Annotated in this window: 14 protein-coding genes; 8 read left to right on the forward strand and 6 right to left on the reverse strand. The window is 59.2% G+C overall.

What is annotated here, in order from left to right; genetic code table 11:
• Positions 1 to 3: 3 nt before the first annotated feature.
• The 3 genes from KHQ26_RS16185 to KHQ26_RS16195 all read right to left on the reverse strand — a co-directional run bounded on the left by KHQ26_RS16185 (position 4) and on the right by KHQ26_RS16195 (position 2567).
• Positions 4 to 906 carry a carbohydrate ABC transporter permease gene (locus KHQ26_RS16185; RefSeq protein WP_002915996.1) on the reverse strand — a complete coding sequence of 301 codons (903 nt, stop codon included), beginning with the start codon at positions 904 to 906 and terminating at the stop codon, positions 4 to 6.
• Complete coding sequence (locus KHQ26_RS16190) at positions 899 to 1789, reverse strand: carbohydrate ABC transporter permease (RefSeq protein ID WP_002915995.1); 891 nt, start codon at positions 1787 to 1789, stop codon at positions 899 to 901. The genes KHQ26_RS16185 and KHQ26_RS16190 overlap by 8 nt, the downstream gene beginning before the upstream one ends.
• Positions 1790 to 2240: 451 nt before the next feature.
• Positions 2241 to 2567, reverse strand: coding sequence for a cupin domain-containing protein (locus KHQ26_RS16195; protein ID WP_020804165.1), 327 nt, complete (start codon positions 2565 to 2567; stop codon positions 2241 to 2243).
• Positions 2568 to 2706: 139 nt separating this feature from the next.
• Between KHQ26_RS16195 and KHQ26_RS16200 the strand changes: the two genes are divergently transcribed.
• Positions 2707 to 3420, forward strand: coding sequence for an aspartate/glutamate racemase (locus tag KHQ26_RS16200; protein WP_002915992.1), 714 nt, complete (start codon positions 2707 to 2709; stop codon positions 3418 to 3420).
• Here KHQ26_RS16200 and KHQ26_RS16205 read toward each other — a convergent pair.
• Positions 3386 to 4312 (reverse strand): LysR family transcriptional regulator, encoded by a 927-nt coding sequence (locus KHQ26_RS16205; protein WP_002915991.1) that lies wholly within the window; start codon positions 4310 to 4312, stop codon positions 3386 to 3388. The two genes, KHQ26_RS16200 and KHQ26_RS16205, sit on opposite strands and share 35 nt — an antisense overlap.
• A 137-nt stretch (positions 4313 to 4449) precedes the next feature.
• On the opposite strand from KHQ26_RS16205, the gene lysA reads away from it, so the two are divergent.
• On the forward strand, positions 4450 to 5712 hold the full coding sequence (gene lysA / locus KHQ26_RS16210; protein WP_002915990.1) for a diaminopimelate decarboxylase: 1263 nt from the start codon (positions 4450 to 4452) through the stop codon (positions 5710 to 5712).
• On the opposite strand, the gene KHQ26_RS16215 is transcribed toward lysA, so the two are convergent.
• Positions 5705 to 6706, reverse strand: a complete 1002-nt coding sequence (locus tag KHQ26_RS16215) for a LacI family DNA-binding transcriptional regulator (RefSeq protein WP_004229436.1) — start codon at positions 6704 to 6706, stop codon at positions 5705 to 5707. The genes lysA and KHQ26_RS16215 overlap by 8 nt on opposite strands.
• A 299-nt stretch (positions 6707 to 7005) precedes the next feature.
• Between KHQ26_RS16215 and KHQ26_RS16220 the strand changes: the two genes are divergently transcribed.
• The 4 genes from KHQ26_RS16220 (at position 7006) to KHQ26_RS16235 (ending at position 11095) form a co-directional block, all read left to right on the forward strand.
• On the forward strand, positions 7006 to 8343 hold the full coding sequence (locus KHQ26_RS16220) for a PTS sugar transporter subunit IIC (RefSeq protein ID WP_020804177.1): 1338 nt from the start codon (positions 7006 to 7008) through the stop codon (positions 8341 to 8343).
• Positions 8344 to 8350: 7 nt separating this feature from the next.
• Complete coding sequence (locus KHQ26_RS16225) at positions 8351 to 9778, forward strand: glycoside hydrolase family 1 protein (protein ID WP_004174521.1); 1428 nt, start codon at positions 8351 to 8353, stop codon at positions 9776 to 9778.
• Positions 9779 to 9845: 67 nt separating this feature from the next.
• A complete protein-coding gene (locus KHQ26_RS16230) occupies positions 9846 to 10619 on the forward strand; it encodes a GntR family transcriptional regulator (RefSeq protein ID WP_002915985.1) in 774 nt (257 codons plus the stop codon).
• Positions 10616 to 11095, forward strand: coding sequence for a GNAT family N-acetyltransferase (locus KHQ26_RS16235; protein ID WP_002915983.1), 480 nt, complete (start codon positions 10616 to 10618; stop codon positions 11093 to 11095). The genes KHQ26_RS16230 and KHQ26_RS16235 overlap by 4 nt, the downstream gene beginning before the upstream one ends.
• Here KHQ26_RS16235 and galR read toward each other — a convergent pair.
• The gene (galR, locus tag KHQ26_RS16240) at positions 11056 to 12072 is read right to left on the reverse strand and encodes an HTH-type transcriptional regulator GalR (RefSeq protein WP_002915981.1); all 1017 of its coding nucleotides are present in this window, start codon (positions 12070 to 12072) and stop codon (positions 11056 to 11058) included. The genes KHQ26_RS16235 and galR overlap by 40 nt on opposite strands.
• Before the next feature lie 620 nt (positions 12073 to 12692).
• On the opposite strand from galR, the gene aas reads away from it, so the two are divergent.
• Positions 12693 to 14852 carry a bifunctional acyl-ACP--phospholipid O-acyltransferase/long-chain-fatty-acid--ACP ligase gene (aas, locus tag KHQ26_RS16250; RefSeq protein ID WP_002915977.1) on the forward strand — a complete coding sequence of 720 codons (2160 nt, stop codon included), beginning with the start codon at positions 12693 to 12695 and terminating at the stop codon, positions 14850 to 14852.
• On the forward strand, positions 14845 to 16038 hold the full coding sequence (lplT, locus tag KHQ26_RS16255) for a lysophospholipid transporter LplT (protein WP_211777925.1): 1194 nt from the start codon (positions 14845 to 14847) through the stop codon (positions 16036 to 16038). The genes aas and lplT overlap by 8 nt, the downstream gene beginning before the upstream one ends.
• Positions 16039 to 16113 lie beyond the last annotated feature (75 nt).

A 16113-nucleotide genomic window follows, 5' to 3' on the forward strand; every position in this document is an offset into this window, starting at 1 on the left:
CTCTTAACCTTTGATTCCGCTGCTGGTCACGCCCTGCACGAAGTAGCGTTGAGCCAGGAAGAAGACAATGATGGACGGCAGAATGGAGATGCTCGCCATTGCCAGAATTTCGTTCCACGGCGCGCCTTCCGTGACGTCGATAGACATTTTTAGCGCCAGCGCGATGGGATACTTATCGACGCTGTAGACGTAGATCAGCGGACCGATAAAGTCGTTCATCGACCACATAAACTGGAACAGCGCCACCGAGATAATGGCCGGCTTGAGGATCGGCACCACCACATACCACAGCACCTGGATGGAGTTGCAGCCGTCGATCTGCGCCGCCTCTTCCATATCGCGCGGCACGCCGCGCAGAAACTGGATCAGCATGAAGACGAAGAATCCCTGGGTGGCGAAGGCCAGCGGCAAGTACAGCGGCAGATAGCTGTTCAGCATCCCCATTTCGCGGAACATCAGGTACTGCGGGATCAGCAGGACGGTGCTCGGCAGCAACATGGTGGTGATAAGCGTTGCGAACCAGAACTTCTTCCACGGGATCTCAAAGCGTGCGAAGCCGTACGCCACGATGGTGGAGGAAATGATCGTTAACACCACTTTCGGGATCACATACTTAAAGGTGTTCAGCATATAGTGGCCGAAATGGTATTCGGTGCCGGTCTTCCAGCCGTTGATAAACCCGTCCCAGGTGGCGTGGGCAGGCCACAGCCCGAGGGTGGTGAAGATCTCATGGTTCGGCTTGAACGAGGCGGAGAACATCCACGCCAGCGGGTAGAGCATCAGCAGGCCGACGAATATCAGCACGACGTAGCGCACCACCCGGCTCACCTTTTCCCGGCGCAGCGTACGGGCGACCTCACGATCGGCGTCGCTCATCACCGGCGCCATCTGTTGAATATCAGCCATTTTTGCCTCCCTTATCGGCGGAGTAGAAGACCCAGTATTTCGATGACTTAAAGGCGATCGACGCAAAGACCGCCACGACGAGGAACAGCACCCATGCCAGCGCGGCGCCATAGCCCATGTCGAAGTACTTAAAGGCGGTATCGTAGATATAGAGTGAGAACAGGTAGGTGTAATAGGTCGGACCGCCGCCGGTTATCACGTACGGGCCGGTAAACTCCTGGAACGCCTGGGTGGTCTGCATAATAAAGTTGAAGAAAATCACCGGGGTGATCAGCGGCACGGTGACCTTCATGAACATCTGCCACTTTGAGGCGCCGTCAATCATTGCCGCCTCATACTGCGACTGCGGAACGTTCTGCAGCGCGGCGAGGAAGATGACCATCGCGGAGCCAAACTGCCAGACGCGCAGCAGGGTGACCGACATCAGCGCCAGGGAGGGTTCCCCCAGCCAGTTGATGGCATCGATGCCAAAGACGGCGAGAAAACTGTTCAGCAGGCCGTCAATGGCGAACAGGGCGCGCCACAGCACGGCAATCGCCACCGAGCTGCCGAGGATCGACGGAATGTAGTAGGCGGTGCGGAAAAAGCCGATGCCGCGCAGTTTGAAATTGAGCACAAAAGCAATGCCGAGGGCGAAAGCCAGTTTTAAGGGGATGGTTAAAAAGACGTAGGCAAAGGTCACCCCCATCGATTTCCAGAACAGGCTATCCTCGGTCAACATATAACGATAGTTTTCGATGCCGTTAAATACCGGCGGGCTCATCAAGTCGTACTCGGTAAAACTGAGAAAGAAAGATGAAACAAAGGGAAAAGCGGTAAAGACGATCAGCCCGATGATATAGGGCGATATCCATGCCAATCCCAGCAGCTTGTTTTCATTCATACATACCTACCTGGCTTACGAGTTGTAATACGGATCCGGTGACGCCGCGCTGTCGGCCTTTTACGCCTGACAACGCAAAAATGTCTGAACGCTTCCTCTGCTTAACATGTCCTTGTTAATTAATGGGTTATTCTTTAACTGGTCTAGCAGGTAAGGGCTGTCAGCCCCTTTTTTTATGCTGAACTTTTTTTATAAAACACCGTTTTAATTTCATTTTATTGCGATTTGTTTCTGCGTCATGCAGATCAGGATGGAAATGTGATCAAAGTCGAAACGATGTTTCAAAAAGGTGAGGTGGTAAGCATTTTGGCCGTAAAGGGCGCCTGAAAGGAATGAAAAATTAGGCTTAACTGAGCGGGAAATATAATTACCAGGATAATGATTGTGGCCGCATGTTTTTATTGAAGGGCGCCGGGCAGTAACCGGGGACGGCGATCGCCCCCGTTATGGATTAGCCTTCAAGAAAATCTTCGCGAATGGGAGTAAAGGTATCGAGCAGCGTGCCGGGCTGCAGGCAGACGCAGCCGTGCATAATCCCCGGCCGCTTATACAACGTATCGCCGGCGCTGACGACGCGCGTCTCCTCGCCGATGGTGAACTCGAACTCGCCGGAAAGCACATAGGTGAGCTGTTCGTGAGGATGGTTATGCATCGGGCCGACGGCGCCGGCGGCAAAATTCACCTCCACGGCCATCATTTTGCCGTCGTGGGCCAGAATGCGGCGGGTTACGCCATTGCCGAGGTCTTCAAGGATGGTGTCTTTATGAAAAATAAACATCTGGCGATCCTGTTGTTAAAGTGAAACATTGTTTCATTTAACTTATCCCACTCTTCATGAAAAAGAAATACGCGGCCAGAGAAGTGGAAAGTTGATCACAAGTTTGCTTCACTGGCAGAAACGACATAAGGAGCAGAAGATGAAAACCATTGGCCTGTTAGGCGGCATGAGCTGGGAGTCCACGATCCCCTATTATCGGTTGATCAATGAGGGCGTTAAGGCGCGACTGGGCGGCCTGCACTCTGCCAGCCTGGTGCTGCACAGCGTCGATTTTCACGACATCGAAGCCTGCCAGTCCGCCGGCGACTGGGATCGCGCCGGGGAGATCCTTGCTGAGGCCGCGGTCGGGCTGCAGCAGGCGGGGGCCGAAGGCATTGTCCTGTGCACCAACACCATGCATAAAGTCGCAGATGCCATCGCCGCCCGCTGCCAGGTTCCCTTCCTGCATATTGCCGATGCCACCGGACGGGCGATTGCCGCCAAAGGTCAGCGCCGGGTCGCGCTGCTGGGCACCCGCTATACCATGGAGCAGACCTTTTACCGCGGTCGTCTGCAGGAGCAGTTTGCCATCGAGACGCTGATCCCTGAGGCTGACGATCGGGCGCAGATCAATCAGATCATCTTCGACGAACTTTGTCTCGGCACTTTCAGCGAGGCGTCGCGGGATTATTATCTGCAGACAATCGCCGCCCTGGCGGAGCAGGGGGCGGAAGGGGTTATTTTCGGCTGTACGGAGATTGGCCTGCTGGTGCCTGCCGAGCTCAGCCCGCTGCCGGTCTTTGACACCGCGGCGATCCACGCGGAAGACGCGGTCAACTTTATGCTCTCTGCAGGACCGACGCCAGCGGCGTGAGGATCTGCGGCAGACTCTGCTGCAGGTGGGCAACAAAGGCGTCGACCAGCGCCGAGCGCGGGCGGTGGAGAGGGCGGATCAGGCTGACGGTAAACGGCACCTCGACGCTGAAGCGGCGCACCACCACGCCGCTATCGGCATAGTCCAGGGCGGTTAACGGATTCACCACCGAGATCCCGGCGCCGGCGCGCACCATGGCGCAGATCGAGGCCGCGCTGTGGGTTTCGACCACCATCCGCCGTTTAACCTGATGCTCAAGGAACAGGGCGTCGAGCAGCTGGCGATAGCTGTCGGTGCGCGACAGGCTGATGTAGTTTTCGCCCTGAAAATCGGCGGGGGTCAGCGTCGCCTGCGCCGCCAGCGGATGGCCGGCGGGCAGCACGCAGACTTCATTCAGCGTCAGCAGCGGGGTGCGTTCGGTGCCCGCGGGGGTATGCAGGGTCTCCGTCAGGCCAAGGTCATGGCGCTGGGCGGAGAGCCACTCCTCCAGCAGCGGCGACTCCTGGGGGACGATCTGCAGGCTGACCTCCGGGTAGCGAGCGAGAAACGGCGGCAACAGCAGCGGCAGAAAGGACTGGGAAAACACCGGCAGACAGGCGATCGACAGCTCGCCCTGGCGGAACTCGCGCAGGCTCTCGGCGGCGCTGACGATACGGTCCAGGCCATACCAGGAGCGCTGAACCTCCTCAAACAAACGCAGGCCCTGCACCGTCGGCTGCAGGCGACCACGGGTCCGCTCAAACAGCTGCAGGCCGAGCACCTTCTCAAAGCGCGCCAGCTCGCGACTGACGGTGGGTTGCGAGGTGTGCAGCATCCGCGCCGCTTCGGTCAGGTTGCCGGTGGTCATCACCGCGTGAAAGATTTCGATATGACGCAAATTGACGGCTGGCATGCGGTCTCCGTGAGGCTCGGCTGGAACCATATCATTTTTGCATAGAGTCGCGATAAAACGATATTTTTTATTCGTCCGCCACTGTGGCGTAATCGAAAAAAAACAGCGACCAACACACGCACTGCACCGGAGTTCTTATGCCACACTCGCTTTACGCCACCGATACTGACCTGACCGCAGACAACCTGCTGCGCCTGCCCGCGGAATTTGGCTGTCCGGTCTGGGTCTATGATGCGCAGATTATTCGCCGCCAGATTGCCCAGCTCAGCCAGTTCGACGTGGTGCGTTTTGCGCAAAAAGCCTGCTCTAACATTCATATTCTGCGTCTGATGCGTGAGCAGGGGGTGAAGGTGGACTCGGTGTCGCTGGGGGAGATCGAGCGGGCGCTGGCGGCAGGCTACGATCCGCAGCAGAATCCAGAGGATATCGTCTTTACCGCCGATCTGATCGACGACGCCACCCTCGATCGGGTGAAGGCGTTACAGATCCCGGTGAACGCCGGCTCGATCGACATGCTGAGCCAGCTGGGCGAGGTGTCGCCGGGCCATCGCGTCTGGCTGCGCGTCAACCCGGGCTTTGGCCACGGCCACAGCCAGAAAACCAATACCGGCGGTGAGAATAGCAAGCATGGCATCTGGTACAGCCACCTGCCGGCGGCGCTGGAAGTGATGCGTCGCTATCAGCTGCAGCTGGTCGGGATCCATATGCATATCGGCTCTGGCGTTGACTATGGTCACCTGGAGCAGGTGTGCGGCGCGATGGTGCGCCAGGTCGTCGACTTTGGCCAGGATCTGCAGGCCATCTCCGCCGGCGGCGGTCTGTCGATTCCTTACCGCGAAGGTGAAGAGGCCATCGACACCGCCCACTATTATGGCCTGTGGAACCGCGCCCGGGAGCAGATCGCGGCCCATCTGGGGCACCCGGTGAAACTGGAGATTGAGCCAGGACGCTTCCTGGTGGCCGAGTCCGGCGTGCTGGTGTCGCAGGTGCGCAGTGTGAAAGAGATGGGCAGCCGTCACTTCGTGCTGATTGACGCCGGCTTTAACGACCTGATGCGCCCGGCAATGTACGGTAGCTATCACCATATCACCGCTCTGGCGGGGGATGGCCGGGATCTCAGCGCCGCGCCGCAGGTCGAAACCGTGGTGGCCGGGCCGCTGTGCGAATCCGGGGATGTCTTTACCCAGCAGGAGGGGGGCAAAGTCGAGACCCGCCTGCTGCCGGCGGTGGCGCCTGGGGATTATCTGGTGCTCCATGACACCGGCGCCTACGGGGCTTCGATGTCGTCCAACTATAACAGCCGTCCGCTGCTGCCGGAGGTGCTGTTTGATGGCGGTAAGGCGCGGCTGATCCGCCGTCGCCAGACCATCCAGGAGCTGCTGGCCTTAGAGCTTATTTAAAAAAAGGTCCCGTCGTCACCGACTCGCGAAGCACCAGCGTGCCGGTAAACGGCGGGATCGTTTCTATCGGCTGCTGATTGGCAAGCTTGATCGCCTGGTCGATAGCCGTAGTGATCATGTTGTCGATCGGCAGATAAACCGTCGACAGCCCCGGCTCCAGCCATTTCGCGCTTGGCGCATCGTCGAAGCCAAACAGCGACACATCCTGTGGAATACGCAGCCCCGCCTGATGCAGCGCCTTTGACGCCCCCAGCGCCATATCATCGTTACAGGAAAACAGCGCGCTGAAGCGGGCTTTCTCGTCCAGCAGTTCCCGGCACAGTTCGTAGCCGCGAGTCATCGTCGAGTCCCCATACTTCACCCGGCTCGGATCCCACTCAATACCATGTTTTATCAGCGCGTTGCGGTAGCCCTGCAGGCGAGCCTGGCCGGTAGGGGTATGCATCGGGACGGTGATGCAGGCGATATCGCGGTGGCCCTGGGTAATCAGATACTCCACGGCCTGGAAGGCGGCTTCCTGCTGTTCGAAGAACACGCAGCGTTCGCGGGCCTGCGCCACATCGCGGTTAATCACCACCAGCGGCATGGCGATCGAGTTAATCAGCGACATGATCGCCTTCTCGCTCATGTGCCGGGTATAGAGGATGATCGCATCGCACTGCCGGTCGGCGAGCATCTGCACCGCTTCCTCTTCGCGCTCCGGCGTATCATGGCCGTCGGTGACGATAAGCTGCTTTCCCCAGGCTTCGGTCTGGCGTGACGCCTGCTGCAGCAGACGGCCAAAGTAGAAGCCGTCAAAGGTGGAGACGACCAGCCCGATACTATTGCTGGTCTGATTGGCCAGCGAGCGGGCAAGGAAATTGGGCCGGTAGCCCAGCTCTTCCATCGCTTTAAAGACCTGTTGGCGGGTGCTCTCTTTCACCTGACCTGTGCCGTTCAACACGCGGGAAACCGTCGCTTTCGAGACGCCTGCGCGAATTGAGACATCCAGCATTGTAGCCATTCATCGATTCCTGATTTCACGTGGTAAAGCGCAGTTTATCACAGACCGAAAAGGGACATATCGACGGGGCGGGGCGGAAAAACCATCGCGATCACGCTTTTGGCAGGAACTGACGAGCCGACAGACTCTGGTATGCCAATGTCGATTTTATCGGATATTTGGGATACCACTGTGCGCGTTGCGAGCGCTGTCACAGAACTATTTTTGCCTGGCGACTATGTTTTGGTATGCCAAAAGTCTCTGGCTGTTCACCTGGCCGCAATAAGCCCTTTACTCTGAGGTACTCTTTTATGGCATTACAGGACAAACTGATCGGCGCGCTGGGGCGTTTCGCGACGACATTCAACAGCTATCGCTACATTATGGCGATCAAATCGGCGTTTATTACCCTGATGCCGGTGATCATCGTCGGGGCCTTTTCGGTGCTGATCTCCAATATGGTGCTGGATCCGAAGAATGGGCTCGCCAGCTTTTCCTCGCTCTCCTTTCTTGCGGCGCTGAAGCCGATCACCAGCGCGCTAAACTACGCTACGCTCAACTTCCTCAATATCGGCGCCGTGTTTCTGATCGGTATTGAGCTGGGGCGGATCAACGGCATCAAAAGCCTGTTTCCCGGCCTGTTGGCGGTGATCTGCTTTATCTGCGTCACGCCGACCACGGTGGAGATGATGGTCGATGGCCAGATGCACGTGGTGAAAGATGTCCTGCTGCGCCAGTTTTCCGATACCCGCAGTCTGTTCCTTGGGATGTTCATCGCCATTCTGTCAGTGGAGATTTACTGCTGGCTGGAGGGGCGCAAGGGACTGAAGATCAAAATGCCGGATACCGTGCCGCCGAACGTCTCTGCCTCTTTTTCCGCGCTGATCCCGGCGATCATCACCACCACCGCGATCGCCACCTTTGGTTTTCTCTTTCACCAGCTGACGGGAATGTATCTCTACGATGCGGTCTACCAGGTGGTGCAGCAGCCGCTGGAGCGGGTGGTGCAGAGCCTGCCGGGGATCCTGCTGCTGATGTTCGTCGCCCAGCTGTTCTGGGTGATCGGCATTCACGGCAACCAGATGATCAAGCCGATCCGCGAGCCGCTGCTGCTGGGAGCGATCACCGTCAATATGAGCGCTTTTGAGCAGGGGAAAGAGGTACCGAACATCATCACGATGCCCTTCTGGGATGTCTACATGAGCATCGGCGGCTCGGGGCTGACCATCGGCCTGCTGATTGCGGTGATGATCGCCACCAGGCGCAAAGAGATGAAAGAGATCGCCAAGCTGTCGATAGGCCCGGGGCTGTTCAATATTAACGAGCCGGTGATCTTCGGGATGCCGATCATGCTTAACCCGATCCTCGCCATCCCGTTTATCATCACCCCGCTGGTGACCGGCAGCATCGGCTATTTCGCCACCCTGACCGGCTTCGCCGGCAAGGCGGTGGTGATGGTCCCCTGGACCACGCCGCCGCTGATCAACGCCTGGCTCTCCACCGCCGGCTCGATGGGGGCGGTGGTGACCCAGCTTATCTGCATCGTCGTCGCGGTGCTTATCTATCTGCCTTTCGTCAAAATCGCCTCCCGCCGTGCCGATGCCGCGCAGCGTCAGGTAGACAATCAACAAACCGCCAACCCTGTCTGAGGAGCCTATGACTACCGTACGGATGACCATTCCCGATGATTTTATCCTTGGCGCGGCGGCTTCCGCCTGGCAGACCGAAGGCTGGAGCGGGAAAAAACCAGGGCAGGACTCCTGGCCCGATCTCTGGTACAAAAACGATCGCCACGTCTGGCATAACGGCTATGGCCCGGCGGTGGCCACCGATTTTATCAACCGCTTTCAGGAAGATGTGCAGCTGATGAAGCTGGCCGGGCTGACCCACTACCGCACCTCAATCAACTGGTCGCGCTTTCTGACCGACTACGAAAACGTCACGGTGGATGAGGAGTATGCGGCCTATTACGACCAGCTGTTCGATGCGCTGCTGGCCAACGGCATCACGCCGATGATCTGCCTTGAGCATTATGAATTGCCCGGCTATCTGCTGGAAAAGTATGGCGGCTGGGGGTCGAAAACGGTGGTTGAGCTGTTTGTGCGCTACGCGGAGAAGGTGTTTGCCCGCTACCACCCGAAGGTGACGCGCTGGTTTACCTTTAATGAGCCAATTGTGGTGCAGACCCGGGTCTATCTGGATGCTCTGCGCTGGCCCTATGAGCAGAACACCAGCACCTGGATGCAGTGGAACTATCATAAGGTGCTGGCGACCGCCAGCGTCGTGAAGCGGTTTCGCGAGCTCGGCTATCCCGGGACCGTCGGCTGCATCCTCAATCCGGAGGTGACCTACCCACGCTCACGCGCCCCCCATGACCTGCGCGCGGCGGAGATCTACGATCTGTTCTACAACCGCATGTTCCTCGACCCGCTGGTGCACGGCGTCTGGCCGCCGGAGCTTCTCGCGCTGCTTGAGCAGCATCAGGTGACGTGGGAGACCAGCGAGGAGGATCTGGCGGTTATCCGCGAGCACACCGTCGATGAGCTGGGGATTAATCTTTACTACCCGCACCGGGTCAAAGCCCCGTCGCGGGCCTGGCATCCGCATACCCCGTTCCATCCGGCCTGGTATTATGAGCCGTTTGAGCTGCCCGGCCGGCGGATGAACGCCTCTCGCGGCTGGGAAATCTACCCGCAAATCATCTTTGATATGGCGATGCGGATAAAAAATGACTATCGCAACATCCCGTGGTTCGTGGCGGAGAGCGGGATGGGGGTGGAAAACGAAGGCCAGTTCCGTAACCGCGAAGGCGTCATCGATGACAGCTACCGCATTCGTTTTATCAGCGAACATCTGTGGCACACCCTGCGCGCCCGCGAGGCAGGGGCCAACTGCCAGGGCTATATGCTGTGGGCGTTTACCGACAACGTATCGCCGATGAACGCCTTTAAAAACCGCTACGGGCTTATCGAAATCGATCTGCAAAACCATCGCGCCCGGCGACCCAAAGCCTCGGCGCACTGGTTTCGTCAACTGGGCGAACGGCGTGAACTGGTGCTGGATATCGATGATGAATACCGCTAGCCGGGGGCAATATTTGCTAAGATAGCGGCGTATTTGACTCGCAGGCATGTAACGCACAGGTGATTTTGTGGAAAAAGCGATAGTTCCGCCGGAAAAGAAGCCCTATCAGGAGATTGGTGATGACCTGCGCGCCCAGATCGCGCAGGGGCGCTACCCGGTCGGGTCGCGTTTGCCGCCGGAACGCCATATTGCCGAAACCTATGGCGTCAGCCGGACCATCGTGCGCGAAGCGCTGCTGATGCTGGAGCTGCAGGGGACGGTGGATATTCGTCAGGGATCCGGGGTATATGTCATGCGCATTCCCCACGAGAACGACAGCGAAGAGGAGCAGCTGCTCAGCAGCGACGTCGGCCCGTTTGAAATTCTCCAGGCGCGCCAGCTGCTGGAGAGCAACATCGCCGCCTTTGCCGCGAAAATGGCCACCCGCGCCGATATCGACAATCTGAAGCGGATTATTGAACAGGAGCAGCGGGCAATCGCTCTCAACGACACCGCGCAGGATAACGCTCGTCTGTTCCATCTGGTGCTCGCCGGGGCGACGCAGAACCAGATGCTGTTGGCGACGGTAGAGCGGATCTGGCTGCAGATGGACAGCAGCCCGCTGTGGCAGCAGTTCAATGTGCATATTGCCAGCCGCGCCTGGCGGCTGAAATGGCTCGGCGACCGGCAGACCCTGCTCGCCGCGCTGCGGCGTCGCGATGTAATGGGCGCCTGGCAGGCGATGTGGCAGCATCTGGAAAACGTCAAAAACAGCCTGCTGGAGCTGTCCGATGAGGACGCCCCCGACTTTGACGGCTATCTGTTCGACTCAGTGCCGATTTTTCAGGGGAAGCTGGTATGACGATCCTGCCGCTGTACGCTGCGCCGCAGTATGCCCCGCAGGTGACCGACTGGCTGTGGCAGGCCTTTGGCGGCGAGACGCTGCCGCGGCAATTCTTCGCCAGCATCGTGCAGCATAGCCAGACGGCGGAGGCGCTGCCGTTGACCTTTATTGCCGTGGAAGGCGAGCAGTTGCTCGGCACGATTGGCCTCTGGCGCTGCGATTTGATCAGCCGCCAGGATCTGTTTCCCTGGCTGGCGGCGCTGTACGTCGCGCCCGCCGCCCGCGGTCAGGGGCTGGCCGGAAAACTGCAGCGGCATGTGATCGATTATGCCCGCCGCGCGGGCTTTCGGGAGCTCTATCTCTACTCCGCCTGCCGGGATTTCTATGAACGCTTCGGCTGGCGCTACATCGGCGAGGGGCTGGATTACCCGGCCACCGCCGTGCACCTCTATCGCTATGACTTATCGCCTTCCTGCGGGGCGACCACCGAGTGACGACGGACCAGCGTCGGGCTGAACAGATGGGTGATCTCCGGCGCCGGCCGCTGCTCCGCCAGGGCTAAAGCCAGCTCGGCCGCCTGGGTCGCCATCGTGACGATCGGATAGCGGACGGTAGTCAACCGCGGGCGGACATAGCGCGAAATCAGGACATCGTCGAAGCCAATCAGCGAAATCTCCCGCGGAACGTCGATGCCATTGTCATTCAGCACCCCCATCGCGCCGGCGGCCATCGAGTCGTTATAGCAGGCGACGGCGCTAAAGTGGCGGCCGCGGCCAAGCAGTTCGGTCATCGCCTGTTCGCCGCCGCTTTCATCCGGCTCGGCAAACGTGACCAGCCGGTCGTTGCACGGCAGGCCGCTCTCCTCCAGCGCCGCGTAGTACCCCTGCAGCCGATCTTCCGCATCGGAGATATCATGGTTTGAGCACAGATAGCCGATACGCGTGTGCCCCTGCTGGATCAAATGGCGGGTCGCCAGCCAGGCGCCGTAGCGGTCGTCCAGCGCCACGCAGCGGGTTTCATATCCGGGCAGGATGCGGTTGATCAGCACCATACCCGGGATCTGTTTCATCAGCCCGGCGAGTTCCTCATCGGGGATCATTTTGGCGTGCACCACCAACGCCGCGCAGCGATGGCGGATCAGCTGCTCTATCGCCTGGCGCTCCTTCTGCACGTTGTGGTAGCCATTGCCAATCAGCAAAAAATTGCCGGTGCGGTAGGCCACCTGTTCGACGGCTTTGACCATCGCGCCGAAGAAGGGGTCGGAGACATCGCCCACCACCAGACCGACGGTTTCCGTTGACTGCTGGGCCAGCGCCCGGGCGTTCGCGTTGGGGTGATAGTTCAGGGTTTCCATCGCCGCGCCCACGGACTGACGCGAGGCTTCGCTGGCTTTGGGAGAGTTGTTGATGACGCGGGAGACGGTAGCGACGGAGACTCCTGCGAGTCGGGCTACATCCTTAATAGTCGCCATACCATGCCTTTTCTAGGGTAAGCGTTTACATACTGCTATGTTACGGGAAAGAGCGGCAGATTCAAGGCGCGGCGGCGAAGGAATGGCGCAAATGTGATTCAGCGCGGGCTTATCGGTGACCTGTTTACATTGACGCGATCGGTAATTGAAACCGGCGCAGGGAAATACAAACCTTTGCTTACACTTTGCGATGCGCTGTTGCGAATGTTCGCTGGTTTGTTAGCGGATCCGGTTGATATTCTGGCTATCCCAGAGGTATTGATAGGTGGAGTCAACGTCACGTTGACCACTTTACTTACACCAGCCTGCGCAGATGCGCAGGTTTTTTTTTGCCGCTATCGGCGTTGTTACAGATAGCGAAAATCGTAATACCTCGTTGCACTTAGGCTCACTCCCTTGCGTTTTCCCGCTGGCCCGTTACGGCCAAAAAACGTGACAATCGAGATCCCAGAGGTATTGATAGGTGAGTTTCTCAGGTACGCTCTTCGTACTGAACGTCTTACACCGACCTGCGCGGATGCGCAGGTTTTTTTTATTCCGAAAATCCCCCCGCTGCACTGCTTTCCCATGCCTTCTCGTGTAACCTGCTTTGACTCATCAACCGGTCACATGGAGTTGTTATGCTTTTGGGATTTTTCAGACTGCTGTTCAAGGGGTTATACCGGGTCAGACTGACCGGCGACACGCAGGCTTTATACCAGCAAAAGGTCTTAATCACCCCGAACCACGTCTCTTTCCTCGACGGCATTCTGCTGGCGCTGTTTTTGCCGGTCCGACCGGTTTTTGCGGTCTATACCTCAATCAGCCAGCGCTGGTTTATGCGCGCGCTGACGCCGATTATCGATTTTGTGCCGCTGGACCCGACCAAGCCGATGTCGATCAAACATCTGGTGCGCCTGATTGAGCAGGGGCGGCCGGTGGTTATTTTCCCGGAAGGGCGAATTTCGGTCAGCGGCTCGCTGATGAAAATTTATGACGGCGCCGCCTTTGTCGCCGCCAAATCGCAGGCGACCATTGTGCCGCTGCGTATTGAAGGCGCCGAACTGACACCCTTCAGCCGGCTGAAGGGGCTGGTGAAACGTCGCCTGTTCCCGCGTATTCAGCTGCATCTCCTGCCGCCCACCCATCTGCCGATGCCCGAGGCGCCGCGCGCCCGCGACCGGCGCAAAATCGCCGGGGAGATGCTGCATCAGATCATGATGGAAGCCCGGATGGCGGTGCGCCCGCGGGAAACCCTGTATGAGTCGCTGCTGGCGGCGCAGGACCGCTTCGGCGCGCGCAAACCCTGCGTGGAGGATATCAACTTCCAGCCGGATACCTATCGCAAGCTGCTGACCAAAACCCTGTTTGTCGCCCGCATTCTGGAAAAATACAGCCAGCCGGGCGAGAAGATCGGCCTGATGCTGCCTAACGCCGGCATCAGCGCGGCGGTGATTTTCGGCGCTATCGCCCGCGGGCGTATTCCGGCGATGATGAACTATACCGCCGGGGTGAAAGGGCTCAGCAGCGCGATAGCCGCCGCGGAGCTCAACACCATTTTCACCTCGCGCACCTTCCTCGATAAAGGCAAACTCTGGCACCTGCCGGAGCAACTGACCCAGGTGCGCTGGGTATTCCTGGAAGATCTTAAAGGCGATATCACCCTCGCTGACAAACTGTGGATTTTTGCTCATCTGCTGGCGCCGCGTCTGGCGCAGGTTAAGCAGCAGCCGGAAGACGCGGCGATGATCCTCTTCACCTCCGGTTCAGAGGGCAATCCGAAAGGGGTGGTGCACAGCCATAAGAGTCTGCTGTCCAACGTCGAGCAGATCAAAACTATCGCCGATTTTACCGCCAATGACCGCTTTATGTCGGCGCTGCCGCTGTTCCACTCTTTTGGCCTCACCGTCGGCCTGCTGACGCCGCTGCTTACCGGGGCGGAAGTGTTTCTCTATCCCAGCCCGCTGCACTATCGCGTGGTGCCGGAGCTGGTCTACGATCGCAACTGTACGGTGCTGTTCGGCACTTCGACCTTCCTCGCCAACTATGCCCGTTTCGCCAATCCGTACGATTTCTACCGCCTGCGCTACGTGGTCGCCGGGGCGGAGAAGCTGCAGGAGAGCACCAAACAGCTGTGGCAGGATAAATTCGGCCTGCGCATTCTCGAAGGCTATGGCGTGACCGAGTGCGCGCCGGTGGTCTCGATTAACGTGCCGATGGCGGCGAAGGTCGGCACCGTGGGCCGCATCCTGCCGGGGATGGACGCCCGCCTGCTGGCGATGCCAGGCATTGATCAAGGGGGGCGGCTGCAGCTGAAAGGGCCGAACATCATGAAAGGCTACCTGCGGGTGGAAAACCCCGGCGTGCTGGAAGCGCCTGCGGCGGAAAACCAGCACGGCGAGATGGAAGCGGGCTGGTATGACACCGGGGATATCGTTACCTTCGACGAGCAGGGCTATGTCCGCATTCAGGGCCGCGCGAAGCGCTTCGCCAAAATCGCCGGCGAGATGATCTCCCTCGAGATGGTGGAGCAGGTGGCCCTCGGCGCGTCGCCGGACAAAATGCACGCCACGGCGATTAAACAGGACGCCAGCAAAGGCGAGGCGCTGGTGCTGTTTACCACCGATAATGAACTGACTCGTGAAGCCCTGCTGCGCTACGCTCGCCAGCACGGCGTACCGGAGCTGGCGGTGCCGCGAGATATACGCTGGCTGAAACAGCTACCGGTGCTCGGCAGCGGCAAGCCAGACTATGTCACCCTGAAAAATATGGTCGACGAGGCGGAAACAACCCATGAGTGAGTCAGTACATACTAACCCTTCGCTGTACTCGAAAGGGATGGTGGCGGTGATCTGCGCCCAGTTCCTGTCGGCCTTCGGCGACAATGCGCTTCTCTTCGCCACCCTGGCGCTGATGAAGCAGCTCTATTATCCGGAGTGGAGCCAGCCGGTCCTGCAGATGTTGTTTGTGGGCGCTTACATCCTCTTTGCCCCCTTTGTCGGCCAGTTCGCCGATAGCTTTGCCAAAGGCCGGGTGATGATGGTGGCCAACAGCCTGAAACTGCTCGGCGCCGGCTGCATCTGCTTCGGCGTCAATCCGTTTATCGGCTATACGCTGGTGGGGATTGGCGCCGCCGCCTATTCGCCGGCCAAGTATGGCATTCTCGGCGAACTCACCACCGGCGATAAGTTAGTGAAGGCTAACGGACTGATGGAGTCCTCGACCATCGCGGCGATCCTGCTGGGCTCCATGGCCGGCGGGATCCTCGCCGACTGGTACGTGCTGGCGGCGCTGATCGTCTGCGCGCTGGTCTACGGCGGGGCGGTAGTGGCTAACCTGTGGATACCCAGGCTGCCGGCGGCGCGTCCGGGGCAGTCGTGGCGTTTTAAGCCAATGACGCACAGCTTCTTCAGCGCCTGCCGGACGCTGTGGCGCAACGGCGAAACCCGCTTTTCGCTGATGGGCACCAGCCTGTTCTGGGGCGCTGGCGTGACCTTGCGTTTCCTGCTGGTGATCTGGGTGCCGGAGGCGCTGGGCATTACCAGCAACGCCATGCCCACCTATCTTAATGCGATGGTGGCGGTGGGGATTGTGCTGGGTGCCGGGGCGGCGGCGAAGCTGGTGACCCTGGAGACGGTGTCGCGCTGTATGCCGGCCGGGATTTTGATCGGTATCGCGGTGATAGCCTTTGCGGTGCAGCAGTCGCTGCTGCCGGCGTTCGGTCTGCTGCTGCTGCTCGGGGTGTTCGGCGGGTTCTTTATCGTACCGCTGAACGCGCTGCTGCAGGAGCGTGGGAAACATTCGGTCGGGGCAGGTAACGCCATTGCAGTACAGAACCTCGGTGAGAACGTGGCGATGCTGCTGATGCTGGGGCTCTATTCCCTGGCGGTGAGCGTGGGCGTTCCACCGGTCGCCGTGGGGATAGGCTTTGGCGCGGTATTCGCCGTGGCCATCGCCGCGCTGTGGGTCTGGGGGCGGCGTAAATAACCTCCCGGCTTGCGCTGCGCTTGACTGGGCGATGGGGTCGCCAATATCTGCTCTTCGGTAGCCCGGGTAAGGCGT

Source organism: Klebsiella sp. 10 (assembly GCF_018223925.1).
In the GTDB taxonomy this organism is placed as follows: Bacteria; Pseudomonadota; Gammaproteobacteria; order Enterobacterales; family Enterobacteriaceae; genus Klebsiella; species Klebsiella pneumoniae.

Excerpts from the sequence above, each read along its gene's own strand:
- KHQ26_RS16185 (WP_002915996.1), bottom strand. The coding sequence starts at position 906 with ATGGCTGATATTCAACAGATGGCGCCGGTGATGAGCGACGCCGATCGT.
- KHQ26_RS16190 (WP_002915995.1), bottom strand. The coding sequence starts at position 1,789 with ATGAATGAAAACAAGCTGCTGGGATTGGCATGGATATCGCCCTATATC.
- KHQ26_RS16195 (WP_020804165.1), bottom strand. The coding sequence starts at position 2,567 with ATGTTTATTTTTCATAAAGACACCATCCTTGAAGACCTCGGCAATGGC.
- KHQ26_RS16200 (WP_002915992.1), top strand. The coding sequence starts at position 2,707 with ATGAAAACCATTGGCCTGTTAGGCGGCATGAGCTGGGAGTCCACGATC.
- KHQ26_RS16205 (WP_002915991.1), bottom strand. The coding sequence starts at position 4,312 with ATGCCAGCCGTCAATTTGCGTCATATCGAAATCTTTCACGCGGTGATG.
- lysA (WP_002915990.1), top strand. The coding sequence starts at position 4,450 with ATGCCACACTCGCTTTACGCCACCGATACTGACCTGACCGCAGACAAC.
- KHQ26_RS16215 (WP_004229436.1), bottom strand. The coding sequence starts at position 6,706 with ATGCTGGATGTCTCAATTCGCGCAGGCGTCTCGAAAGCGACGGTTTCC.
- KHQ26_RS16220 (WP_020804177.1), top strand. The coding sequence starts at position 7,006 with ATGGCATTACAGGACAAACTGATCGGCGCGCTGGGGCGTTTCGCGACG.
- KHQ26_RS16225 (WP_004174521.1), top strand. The coding sequence starts at position 8,351 with ATGACTACCGTACGGATGACCATTCCCGATGATTTTATCCTTGGCGCG.
- KHQ26_RS16235 (WP_002915983.1), top strand. The coding sequence starts at position 10,616 with ATGACGATCCTGCCGCTGTACGCTGCGCCGCAGTATGCCCCGCAGGTG.
- galR (WP_002915981.1), bottom strand. The coding sequence starts at position 12,072 with ATGGCGACTATTAAGGATGTAGCCCGACTCGCAGGAGTCTCCGTCGCT.
- aas (WP_002915977.1), top strand. The coding sequence starts at position 12,693 with ATGCTTTTGGGATTTTTCAGACTGCTGTTCAAGGGGTTATACCGGGTC.
- lplT (WP_211777925.1), top strand. The coding sequence starts at position 14,845 with ATGAGTGAGTCAGTACATACTAACCCTTCGCTGTACTCGAAAGGGATG.